The organism is Carboxylicivirga caseinilyticus (assembly GCF_050589785.1).
Classification (GTDB): Bacteria; Bacteroidota; Bacteroidia; order Bacteroidales; family Marinilabiliaceae; genus Carboxylicivirga; species Carboxylicivirga caseinilyticus.
Window position 1 is genome coordinate 34,877 of the sequence record NZ_JBNGOX010000008.1, and the last position, 12,683, is coordinate 47,559.

Annotated in this window: 10 protein-coding genes; 4 read left to right on the forward strand and 6 right to left on the reverse strand. The window is 38.7% G+C overall.

From position 1 onward, the window contains the following. Position 1: 1 nt before the first annotated feature. Positions 2-784: a LytR/AlgR family response regulator transcription factor gene (locus ACRD62_RS06065; RefSeq protein ID WP_430819237.1), complete on the forward strand. Its 783-nt coding sequence runs from the start codon at positions 2-4 to the stop codon at positions 782-784. 43 nt (positions 785-827) lie between these two features. Here the strand turns inward: ACRD62_RS06065 and ACRD62_RS06070 are convergent, their stop codons facing one another. The 6 genes from ACRD62_RS06070 to ACRD62_RS06095 form a co-directional block, all read right to left on the reverse strand. After that, positions 828-3,020, reverse strand: a complete 2,193-nt coding sequence (locus ACRD62_RS06070; RefSeq protein WP_430819238.1) for an ATP-binding protein — start codon at positions 3,018-3,020, stop codon at positions 828-830. A 357-nt stretch (positions 3,021-3,377) separates the two neighbouring features. Continuing rightward, positions 3,378-4,427, reverse strand: a complete 1,050-nt coding sequence (locus ACRD62_RS06075; RefSeq protein ID WP_430819239.1) for a proline iminopeptidase-family hydrolase — start codon at positions 4,425-4,427, stop codon at positions 3,378-3,380. 312 nt (positions 4,428-4,739) lie between these two features. Beyond that, entirely contained in the window at positions 4,740-5,507 is a 768-nt protein-coding gene (locus ACRD62_RS06080; protein WP_430819240.1) for a TIGR00266 family protein, read from the reverse strand. Between the two features lie 17 nt (positions 5,508-5,524). After that, positions 5,525-6,175 carry a hypothetical protein gene (locus ACRD62_RS06085; RefSeq protein ID WP_430819241.1) on the reverse strand — a complete coding sequence of 217 codons (651 nt, stop codon included), beginning with the start codon at positions 6,173-6,175 and terminating at the stop codon, positions 5,525-5,527. Between the two features lie 100 nt (positions 6,176-6,275). Further along, positions 6,276-6,692, reverse strand: coding sequence for an endonuclease domain-containing protein (locus tag ACRD62_RS06090; RefSeq protein WP_321408289.1), 417 nt, complete (start codon positions 6,690-6,692; stop codon positions 6,276-6,278). Positions 6,693-6,743: 51 nt separating this feature from the next. Further along, positions 6,744-7,469, reverse strand: a complete 726-nt coding sequence (locus ACRD62_RS06095) for an XRE family transcriptional regulator (protein ID WP_430819242.1) — start codon at positions 7,467-7,469, stop codon at positions 6,744-6,746. Between the two features lie 163 nt (positions 7,470-7,632). On the opposite strand from ACRD62_RS06095, the gene dinB reads away from it, so the two are divergent. From dinB to tnpA, 3 genes are all read left to right on the forward strand, one after another. After that, positions 7,633-8,835 (forward strand): DNA polymerase IV, encoded by a 1,203-nt coding sequence (dinB, locus tag ACRD62_RS06100; protein WP_430819243.1) that lies wholly within the window; start codon positions 7,633-7,635, stop codon positions 8,833-8,835. Between the two features lie 181 nt (positions 8,836-9,016). Further along, positions 9,017-11,956 carry a DNA polymerase III subunit alpha gene (locus ACRD62_RS06105; protein ID WP_430819244.1) on the forward strand — a complete coding sequence of 980 codons (2,940 nt, stop codon included), beginning with the start codon at positions 9,017-9,019 and terminating at the stop codon, positions 11,954-11,956. 282 nt (positions 11,957-12,238) lie between these two features. Then, complete coding sequence (gene tnpA, locus ACRD62_RS06110; RefSeq protein WP_430819245.1) at positions 12,239-12,682, forward strand: IS200/IS605 family transposase; 444 nt, start codon at positions 12,239-12,241, stop codon at positions 12,680-12,682. Position 12,683: the final 1 nt, after the last annotated feature.

A 12,683-nucleotide genomic window follows, 5' to 3' on the forward strand; every position in this document is an offset into this window, starting at 1 on the left:
TATGCAGATAAAGGTTATTATTGTTGAAGATGAGTTGCATACGGCAGGGATGTTAAAGGATATGATTCAGAAATTACGTCCTGAGTGGAATGTACTTGCTATTTTACAGAGTGTTTCTGAAACAATTGATTGGTTGCAAAATAGTGATATTAAACCGCTGATTTTTTTGGATATTGAACTGGCTGATGGCAATTCGTTCTCCATTTTCGAACAGATGAAAGTAGAGAATCCAATCATATTTACAACGGCATATAACGAATTTGCCTTAAAGGCATTTCAATTGAATAGTGTTGATTACCTACTTAAACCTATTAAGGAATCGGAATTAATAAAAGCTATTGAAAAGTTTGAGCGTGCAATTGAATTGTTCGAAACCAATGTTTCGCAATCCAGTAAAGTCGATTATCAGCAGTTGGCACGTAGCATAATGTCTTCGAGCGGTGGATACCGTAAACGATTTCTTATCTCCAAAAGAGACTCATTTTTTAAGCTACCTGTAGAAGAAATAGCTTATTTCTATTTTGAGTCGAGGGTTACCTTTGCTGTTGCGTTTGATGGAAAACAACATATTCTTAGTCATCCTTTGGATAAGCTGGAAGAAGAACTGGATCCTCAAATGTTTTTCAGAACTAATCGTCAAACCATTGTTAATATCGAAGCCATTGACCATTTTGAAGCTTATTTCAGTGGAAAACTGGTTGTTAAGCTAGTCAATAAGCTAAATGATAAAATAATGATCAGCAGGGGGAAAGCTGTTCAGTTTAAAGATTGGGTGAATCAATAAAATTATTGTACAACAGCTTCAATGATAATTTATGAAGTAATATTTATTCATTTGTAGTTACGACTTCAACAGGAATAGTAATTGTAAAGACAGAACCTTTACCAATTTCCGAATCCAGTTTTATATTGCCACCAAGCATCTTTATGTATAAATCAGAAATAGAAAGCCCAAGACCGGTACCACCTTTAAGTGAAGCTAATTTGGCATCTCCTTGTCTGAATCTTTCAAAAATAACCTTTTGATATTCAGGGGCAATACCTATTCCGGTATCAATCACTTTAATTATTAATTGGTTATTATTTATTTCATGTTGTATGGTGATACTGCCTTCGTCGGTGTATTTAATGGCATTGGATACCAAATTGATAATAACCTGTTTTAGTTTTAATTCATCCGACTGAATTGAAAGGTCACCGTTTTTACAGTTATCAATAATGATTTTTAATGTCTTGTCGGCAAGTAAATTGCGGGAATTTATCAGAATATTGTCAAAAAAATCGCTAAGTGAAAAAATGTTTTTGTTGGGTTTAACCAGTCCAGAATCAATTTTGGATATTTCAATAATGTCAGTAATAATGGATAATAAATAATAAGCACTGTTACGTATTACGTTTGTATAATATTGTGCATCCTCAATGGAAAGGTCAGGACTGTTTAAAAGTTCTGTGAAGCCAATTATTCCATTCATTGGTGTTCTGATCTCATGTGAAAGATTTTCCAGAAATGAAGATTTAAGTTTATCACTTTCTTCAGCTTTTGCTTTTGCAATAATTAATTCTTCCTGCCATTTTTGTTTGCTCAATAATTTCCAAATAGCACTTACAAGCTGAACAATCTGATGTGAATCTTTCTCATCATATGCTTTATGGCTTGTGAGGTATAGTAATGCTTCGATGGTATCATCCTCATAAATTGGGAAAATTAAAGTATGTTCAAATCTTTGGGATGTTATCGGACATTGATGAGTTTGTGATAGATTACAGCTACTGCACGTATTCATATTTAGATTGGTAGCTCTTATAATGCAATGATCCAGATCTTTATACGGAAAAGTTTCGTTTACTTCAATTGAAGCGTTTTTTATGTCTAATTTATTGGATAAGAAAAAAACATTGTTTTTTACATCAAATTTATAAAGCAAACCAAAATTACTTTCTGTAAGTCGCACTATTTCATATAAGGCATGATCGAGAAATACTTTACTTTTATCTGTTTTTATCTTTGAAAGTTCTACTAAGCTTTCCAACCGAGCTTCATTCTTTTGCGATTGAATAATAGTCTCTTTCTTAGCTCTAAGTTCATTTTTTAGCTCCAATGTTTTGCGCCTTACCATTTGACGTAAAACAATGGAATAAAAAAGAAAAATGAAAAGTGCTATCAAAAACACAATTAATGAGACGATAAAAACCTTATAGTTTCGTTGAAAAAAGTTTTGCTTAGGAATAAATGGAATACATACCCATTTATTAAATATTTGTCTTCGTTGATCTTCGTCAATTGTAAGAAGAATTTTATCGATGATCTGTGCAAACGTTTTATGTTCTTTTCTGAAGGCAAAAGAGAGATGCCATACAAAGTCCAGTTCAGTACCTATGCTAAGGTTGGTAATTCCATATTTCTCAACAATAAAGCTTGCTGTCATAATATTAACGATGGTCGCATCAGTAGAACCCAAAGAGGTTTTAATAAGTGCTTCCAGTTCATCGTTACATTCAACCAATTCAAAATTGGTGTAATTCTCTGTTAAATAGTCTTGAGTGATATAGTCTCTCATGACTGATATTTTCATCCCATTGAGATCATGGTCTGAGAAATCAAAGGTTTTGGTTTTATTAATCAGAAGAACGATGGGAATATTCAGAACCGGTTCAGTAAATGCAAAATAATCTTTTCGTTCTTCAGTCACCTGCATTGCACCCAGAAAATCAATTTCGTCGTTCAACAGGCCAGAATACATTTCTTTCCAATCTTTGTAGTAAACACGTATGAAATCTACATTTAATTCATCTTCAAATATTTTAATGTAATCAGAAATGATGCCTTGATGTACCCCGTTTTCATCGATGTAATCGCCAGGAGCCCAGGTAGGATTTGGCGCATACCTCATATTATGAAGGTTGTTTTGAAGCCAATCAGTTTCTTCGGACGAGCAAACAATATTTGCTTTCTCATCCTGACCATAGGTTAAGATACTGATCAAAAGACTTAAAACAAATATTACTTTTTTCGGAAACATGTTCTAAGGTAAAGAAAAATAGCAGAATATGATTTCGAATTTTACGAATTGTAAGTTTTTTAGGGTGAGTTATTTATTTGATAAACAGGTGAAATATTATTTAAAATTAAAATAGCCTTCTATTTATGGTTAACGTTTGAAGGAGATTCTTCAATCTGAATGTTTATATACTATTCGTAAATAATATGAAATGAGTAAAGGGATCTTGTTATCCATTCTCAGGAGTAAAGAATTCAAATTTTCCACATTGGGGGCAGGCATAAATTGCAAAAGATTCTTTATTCAAAAACAATTCAAATATATTTCCAAATACACCGGGGGGCGCTCCTTCGTGAATTTTATGATTGCTGTTGGTTTCTAATTAAATTTCCCAGCGTCTACATCTTTAATAAACTGAATTAATCCTGAGAAATATGTTGTTGGATCATCGTATTGAGATACATGACCTCCATTGGTTGTAACGCTGCGACCTTTTTGAACCTGAGTACTCATCCATTCCATATATTTAGGATCCATTGTATCGTACTTTCCGCCCAACATTAATGTAGGTACTTTTATTTCGGAAAGTCTGTCTGATACATCCCAATTTTTTAGAGATGCATTCCCGGTAACTCCAAATTCACTATATCCCTGCATGTAGATGTAGATATTTGAATTAAGGTGTTTGAAAGCCCTGTTTATGAATTCGGGCCATTCCGCTAATGGTTTTCTCAGAATATGTTTGGTATAGTAATGCTGTTGAACCAACTCTGCGTATTTGGGATTGCCAAAATCTTCACTGGCTTCAAAAGCCTTAATTTCCTTATACACGTCGGGAGGTAGCTGTGGTCCCAATACTTCGGCTGCATACTTTTCGTATTCAGGAATACTCGCTACCATGTTTGATATGATCAGTCCTTTTAGATGATCCTGATATTTCAGCGCATACTCCATCGCCAATATGCCTCCCCAGGATTGACCTAATAAATAGAAATTATCCTTATCAAGATTTAAGGCTTGTCTCACCTGTTCTACTTCTTCCACAAAATGAGTGATGGTCCAAAGAGTAGAATCATTTGGCTGGTCACTATAGTAACTTTCTAGTTGGTCATAATAAATGTATTCAATCTGTTCATTGGGTAAGTATCCGTCAAAGCTCTCAAAAAATTCATGAGTGCCACCCGGACCACCATGAAGGAGTAATACTTTCATTCGCGGGTTATTCCCCATTCGCTTAGTAAAAACATTAAAAGTTCCTTTGGGGGTTTCTATGGGAATCATTCTAATACCACCAGTAATTTGGTCATTGCTGTTTGAATAATCCCAGTAGCTATTCTTTTCCACAACAATGTTGTTTTCTTTTTGATTATTCACACAACCCGATATAAGTAATTGAATAATCAGCAGAGGTGTTACAAAGTATTTCATGATACTCAATTTTGATTTATGTTATTTAATGGTCTACAACAAAAAGAAGTTAGCGCTGATTTATAAGTAAAGGAGATTAATAATAGATCAATATAGCTAAAAATTATAAGGTTTTTATGTCGAATCTGAGTAGATAAGATATTGGATTTTGATTTGAGAATGTTATAACCATTAATAAGCTTGAAGGCAGTAGTTAATGACTTGTGAATGTATACCGAATGTTGACATTTGAGCGACTAATATAAAATGGGTCTTTCAAATTTATGCTTTGTAAGCTACTGCCTTTTGCCTGAAAACTGATTAACTGATAAGTTACTCAAAAAGATTATTTAATAATCCACCGGCATCTTCTTTTCCTGAGTTTTTACCATGAGGAGCAACGGCTCTGATCAATTTGCTGATTGGCATTGATTGAATCCATACTGTTCCGGTGCCTCTTAAAGTAGACAGGAACAATCCTTCTCCACCAAAAATCATGGATTTAAGATTTCCTGCTTTTTGAACACTGAAATCAATTCCATCGGTAAAACCAACCACACAACCGGTATCGATTCTTAGTGTTTCGTTATTCAGTTGTCGCTCAATCAGTGTTCCTCCGGCATGAATAAAGGCTTTGCCATCGCCTTCCAGTTTTTGAAGGATAAAGCCTTCTCCGCCAAAGAATCCGGCACCCAGACGTTGATTAAAATGCATGGATAATCGGGTGCCCAAAGCGGCACATAAAAAAGCATCTTTTTGTACAATGACTCTGCCACCTAACTGAGCTAAATTTAACGGTACGATTGTTCCCGGATAGGGAGCAGAAAAAGCGACCTTCTTTTTGCCGTATCCACGATGGGTAAAATGGGTCAGAAATAAGGATTCGCCGGTTATGACACGTGAGGCTCCGGCCATCAGTTTACCAAAAAAACCTTGCGAAGGATTGGAGCCATCGCCCATCTTTGCTTCAAATTCAATTCCTTCTTCCATGTAAAGCATGGCGCCTGCTTCGGCAATGACTGTTTCCTGCGGGTCGAGTTCAATTTCTACAAACTGAACATCGTGGCCTTTAATTTCGTAATCAATTTCGTGTGAATTCATAGGGTTTAATTATTTGGTTAGCGTACTTCATTAATTGCATTTTGAAGTATCGATTTATTATTTACTTTGTAATTTTCAGGGTGTTTTTTCCAATCAATATATACATTAATCACAGGATTTCCTGCGATAGCGCTTAAATCAGCTTCGCTTAAAAATCCGGCTCCAATGTAATAACTCTGATTCCATTTCTCCATCCATTTTTCGCTGATGTTTTCTGTGATCGGAATAACAATATTTTGCTCATTGCTTAGTTCTAATGTAATGCTACTTTCTGCCAGTGAGGGGCCAAAATATCGGTTTGCATCTCCAACAGGCACGTTAATTTCGAACGACATTAAAAACCGGCCTTTTTGATTTCTGATGGTGCTGTTGCATCGTATTTTTCCTTTCTCTTCGCCAAAGAACCGTGCCATCCGAGGACTCACTTCGTAAAATAACTCAAAGCGCTCTGAAGTGACATCTTTTGTTGTGTCAATGGTAATGGCTGTTGGCAACGCTTTTGCCTGGGCTTCCTGTTTGAGTGTTTCTTCGGTACCGGCTTCGTAATATTCCCAGGTGCCGTTTTTGTGTAAGATTACAGTGTTACCCGTTTCGGTCGTAGCTTTTATTTGTGCCTTCAATTGTACACTACCCAGTATAATAAAGACTGTTATTAAGAGGTTCTTCATATGAGTTAAAATTAGAGCATACAAGATAGGAAAAAGCTAATAGCCTATAACCAATAGCTGGTAGCTTTTTTAGGATTTTAGCTAATAGCTATGTATACCCCTAAATCCCCTGAAGGGGACTTTGGCTTGCGGATAGTCTGCGTTTGCATTCAGATGTTATTTCCTGAATGACATAATCAAGATTGGTTTCAATTTGTTGATTGGTAAACCTGATAATTCTAATGTTCCAATGGCTTAATTCAGCTTCTCTGCCAATGTCGTATTCTATTTGTTGTTGTTTTAAGTGTATTAAACCATCAACTTCAATAACTAGTTTTATGGGATGGCAATAGAAATCAGCAATAAATATATCGATTGGATGTTGAGCTCTAAATCGTAAACCAAGTATTTGCTTACCTTTTAATTTGTCCCATAATATGAGTTCTGATTTAGTCATATTTTTGCGTAAAGCTTTTGCTTTTTCGAATATATGCGGTTTAGCATTGTAAAACATATTAACCTGATCACTCACGCTCATTGTCCTTGATATTAAAGCCCCTTTAGGGGTTTGGGGTGAATAATGGTATTGCTATAATCTTGTTCCTCTTTCCACTTCAAACCCATTATAGGTAACAAACTGCCATACCTCAATAATGCTGTTAGCAGCTATCTCATAGGGTTTGTAGTTACGATTGGTGGATACCAATAATAGTGTCTGATCTTTTTCAATTTGGTTATACACCAGTTTAAAAACAATGCCATCCTCGCGGGTAACAATAATGCAAGGAGTGCCGTCTTTAATGGTTTTCCAGTTTTGGATGTAGGCACCTGTCACCCATGAGCCTTCAGGTATAGGTAGCATTGAGTCACCTTTGATCTGGAAGGTTCGGTAGGTTTTGTCCTGCGGCAGAAAGGGTAACGAAAACTTAGGTAGTGACGAAATAAATTCGATATCACCATAATCTGATGTGTATCCGGCCTGCGCCTTTACCGGAACCATCTCAATATTCTCTTTACCTTCCTTATCCACCGATACGGTTAGTAAACGAAGCTTTTGGCCGGTTACGTCAATATCAAAACCATCTTCTATCTGCGAAAGCTGAAATTCGGATAAAGCCTGAAGGTTGTAACGGATCAAGGCATCGATGGATACTTTAAAATAATCGGCAAATTTTACCAGTGTCTTAAACGGAGGTTGAACACTTTTTTCGTATCCTGCTAAAGTGGTTCGTGTAAGTTCTAAATTGCTGGCCAGATCGCTTTGCGAGAGCTTCTTTCGTTGGCGTAAAAAACGGATGTTTTCTGCAAAATACATATTTTCTAGCTTTTGGCTGATGGCTGTTAGCCGACAGCTTTTTTTTGTTCTTGATATTCAATTTCTTCTGCCTTCTGGCTAAAAACTAACTACCTGTTTATTTCATAAAGATATAAAAAATGATTAAATTATAGTCAGGATAATGACGAAAATATCGACATAAATGTTGAAATCAATTTTACATCTGGATTTAGACACTTTTTTTGTGTCGTGCGAGCGCCTGATGGATAGTAAATTAAACAACCGTCCGGTGCTGATAGGAGGAACCTCCGACAGGGGAGTGGTGGCTGCATGCAGCTACGAGGCGAGGCAGTACGGCATTCATTCGGCTATGCCCATGCGTATGGCCCGGCAATTGTGTCCGCATGCCACTGTTATCAGAGGGAATAGTGTTGTGTATAGCGAATTTTCAGATGCAGTTACAGAGATTGTAAAAGAGCGTTCGCCCATGTTTGAAAAATCGTCCATTGATGAATTTTATGTGGATGTGAGTGGAATGGATCGTTACGTAAAACAGACTTATCAATGGGCACAGGAGTTACGCGAGGAGATTATCAGGGAGACGCATCTGCCCATTTCGTTTGGTTTGTCAACCAGCAAAACGGTTTCGAAGGTAGGAACGGGCGAGGCTAAGCCTAACAACTTTATGCGTATTGAAAATGGTTATGAAAAGCCTTTTCTGGCTCCTTTATCGGTGAAGAAAATACCCATGGTAGGCGATCAGACTTATCGTTTGTTGCGAAGCATGGGAGTGGAGCGGGTACGAACGGTTCAGCAAATGCCTGTTGAGCTGATGGAACGGGTGCTGGGAAAAAATGGCGCTGTCATCTGGAAAAAGGCACAAGGCATAGATAATTCGCCTGTGGTGCCTTATTACGAGCGTAAATCGCTTTCGATGGAGCGTACTTTCGATAGTGATACCACCGATGTGTATAAACTGCGGGCCATTGTTATAGGAATGGCTGAGAATCTGGCTTTTCAGCTGCGGCATGACAATAAAATTACGGCTTGTGTAACGGTAAAGGTGCGTTACAGCGATTTTCAAACACACAGCAAGCAAAAACGCATTCCGTATACCTCGCTTGATCATACCCTTATTGAGGTGGTGAAAGATCTGTTTGATAAGGTATATGATCGTAGGGTGCTGGTGCGGCTGGTGGGAGTGCGTTTTAGTCACCTGATTGGAGGTAGTTATCAGATCCGGTTGTTTGAAGATTCGTTTAAACTCATTAAGCTCTATCAGGCTATGGATAAGGTGCGCGATCGTTACGGCCAACAAGCGGTGGTGCGTGCTATGGGAATGGGGTCTAAAACCCTTGCCCGACCCAATCCTTTTAATGGACAAACAGCAGTTGCGAATGGTTAGTTATAAAGCTATTGACTGATAGCTAATGGCTTGTATGTTTAATTGTTGAGTTGTTGACTCGATAGCTATCGAGTCGTTTAATTGTAATAAAATCAACTTAACAACTCGACAGTTCTGCAATTCAACAACTCAACAGCTTTTTTTAATAGTCTAAAAGTCTAACGGTCTAATCTCTAAAAAGGTGCTCACAAACTGTCATACATACTATAGTTTTAAATACGGAACCATCTCTACCGAAGATTTGCTGAAAGAAGCCTCACAAAAAGGATACAGTACTCTTGCTGTGACGGATATCAACAGTACCTCGGCCTGTATCGATTTTGTACGTCGTTCGGCTGAGTTTGGTATTAAACCGGTTGTAGGTATCGATTTTAGAAATGGAGTTGAGCCGATGTATGTAGGTATTGCCCGTAACAATGAGGGATATCGCGAGTTGTGCGAGCATCTTACTGCGTATCGGCATTTGGGAGATGATTTTGATGCTAAGGCTCCGGAGTTTGTGCATGCTTATGTGATTTATCCGTTCACAAACAAAAAACGCGAATTACGTTATAATGAGTTTATAGGAGTGCGTCCCGATCAGCTGAAGAATCTGCCTTTCTCGGTTTGGAAAGATCAGAAGAGTAAGCTGGTGATTCAGCACACGGTAACGTTTCGCGATAAGCACGATTACAATGTGCATCGTTTGCTACGTGCCATCGACCTGAATATGCTGCTGAGTAAATTGCCCGAAGAGGAACAGGGTACGATGAATGAGAAGCTGCTGTCGAAAGATGATCTGATTGGCCTATTTGGACGATATCCTGCCATACTACACAATACGCAGAAGCTGATGGAATCGTGTAGTATTGATTTTGAGCTGGGAGTGAATAAGAATAAGCGTTTTTTTCTGGGATCAGACGAAAAGGATTTTCAGTTGTTGAAGGATGAATGCGAAGAAGGACTGAAATATCGTTTCCCTGATCGGCCCAAAGAAGTAGTAGAGCGAATGAATAAGGAACTGAAGACCATTCGTGATCTGGGTTTTTGTGCTTACTTTCTGGTGACCAACGATATTGTGAAATATGCTCGTAGCAGAGGGTACTATTATGTGGGGCGGGGCAGTGGGGCCAATAGTCTGGTGGCTTATTTGTTGCGTATCACCAACGTTGATCCCATTGGTCTGAATCTTTATTTCGAGCGTTTTATCAATCCTTACCGGACTTCACCTCCCGATTTTGATATCGACTTTTCGTGGACCGATCGGGATGATGTGACCCGTTATATTTTTGAGCGATATGGCTACGATCGTGTTGCATTGCTGGGAACCTATATCACATTCAATCATAAATCGGCTTTCAGAGAGATTGGGAAGGTTTTTGGCTTGCCCGAAGAGGAAATTGTAGCGCTGCAAAAAGATCCGTCACCACAAAATTATGGGCAATATGGAAAATGGGTGATTCAGTATAGTAAGTACATCGACGGATTTCCCAGTCATTGCAGTATTCACTCCAGTGGCATCATTATTTCCGAAAAACCTATCTCGTATTATTCGGCCACCGAGATGCTGCCCAAAGGCTTTCCGTCAACACAGTTTGACATGTATGTAGCCGAGGATGTGGGGCTGCATAAGTTTGATATTCTCAGTCAGCGTGGGTTGAGTAAGATAAAGGACGCATTGGATATCATCAAAGAGAACAGAGGTGTTGATATTGATATTCACGATATCAAAAAGTTTAAAGAAGACGAACGCATTAAGGAACATCTGAAAGTGGGGAAGGCCATTGGGTGTTTTTATGTAGAGTCGCCAGCTATGCGTATGCTATTAACCAAGCTAAAAGCAGATGATTACCTCCGGTTGGTGGCAGCCAGTTCTATTATTCGTCCGGGAGTAGCCAAAAGCGGAATGATGCGTGAGTATATACTTCGTTTTCAGGATGAGAAACGACGAGAAAAAGCGAAACAGGATCTTCCGCAGTTGTACGAGATACTGGAAGAGACATACGGGGTGATGGTTTATCAGGAGGATGTTATTAAGGTGGCGCATTATTTTGCTGGTCTCACCCTTGATGAAGCTGATATTCTGCGCCGGGGAATGTCGTGGAAGTTCAGGCAGCGCAACGAATTCTGGAAGGTGCGTGATAAGTTTTACAGTAACTGTCGTAAAAAAGGCTATGCCGAACAAACGGTGAAAGACATCTGGATGCAGATTGAGAGTTTTGCCAACTATGCTTTTGCCAAGGGGCATTCGGCCAGTTATGCTATTGAGAGTTATCAGGCGCTTTATTTAAAGGCTCATTATCCGCTCGAATATATGGTGGCCACACTCAATAATGGAGGAGGATTTTATCGCCAGGAGTTGTATTTGCACGAAGCCCGTATTAATGGGGCTGAGGTGGAGGCACCCTGTGTCAATCGGAGTAACTGGCAGAACAGTATCACAGGTAAGCGTTTGTATCTGGGTTTTATGATGTTGTATAATCTTGAAAGAGGTGCTGTGCGTAAACTGCTGGAAGAGCGTGAGCGTAAAGGAGAATTTAAAGATTTGTCTGATTTTGTTGTGAGGGTAGGTATTTCGCTGGAGCAGTTATTGATTCTGATACGAGTGGGAGCTTTTCGTTTTACGGGAAAAGGAAAGAAGGAACTACTTTGGGATGCACATCATTTGTTGGGATATACAAAAAAAGTGAAGGCTGAAGCTACTTTGTTTGCGCCAGCTGAGGTAAAAGCCTTCGAGTTGCCCGAACTATGGAGCCACGATTTGGAGAATGCCTTTGATGAGTTGGAATTATTGGGATTTCCGTTAGTCAGTCCGTTTAAGTTGTTGGCAGAAAAGTTGCCTAGTACTCTTCGGGCTCGCGACTTACCTTTATTGGTTGGTAAATATGTGTCGATAGTAGGTTACCTGGTAACACGTAAGCCTACTCGCACAGCCAATGGTGCAGCAATGTTTTTTGGTACCTGGCTGGATACGCAGGGACGATGGATTGATACGGTTCATTTTGTGGAGGCAGCAGCCCGGTATCCGTTTCGTGGACCAGGGTGTTATCATATTTTTGGTAATGTGGTGGAAGAGTATGGTTTTGTTAGTATTGAAGTGACTAAGATGTATCGATTGCGCAATCGTAATTTAGATGAGTAATAAGCTATTGACTGACCGCCAGAGCACAGTGGATTGTCTGAAAGAAACTAAAACCTTACAGTCGCCCCTCCGGGGCTCTGATTCCCCTCTTGCCTATCACAGCACTTACGTACTCTGTTGTTACAGTCAGGGCTCCGCCCTTCATTCTATGATTTGGGCAATCCCGTTCGGAACGTTTGTTTAACGCGATGTAATATTTTATATCTAATAGATTAAATCCTGTACATTATCATAAAGTTTCAGTAAATTGACTAAAGAAGCTTTTAACCAAATACTTCAGTCATGGCTCAGGCATTATCTAAAGTGTATATTCATTTGGTATTCACAACAAAACATAGACAGCATTTTATTGAAGAGTCTTATCGACTGGAATTGCAAGCTTTGTTAGTTAGTATCTTGTCTAAGTTAGGTGCTTATACTTATGAAATCTATGCTAATCCAGATCATGTTCATATTCTATGTTCGTTACCCCGCACCATTACCATTGCTGTTTTGGTTCAAAAGATCAAGGCTGCTTCATCAGGTTGGATCAAAACAAAAGGTGCAGTTGATTTTAGTTGGCAGGATGGTTATTCGTGCTTTTCAGTGAGCTCATCCCGAAAAGATGCGGTAGAACAATATATCAGGAATCAGCCGTTACACCATCAGAGTGTTTCTTGCAGAGATGAACTGCTGAAGTTTTATGAAAAATATGAGATTGAGTTCAAACCTGAATATATGGACTAAT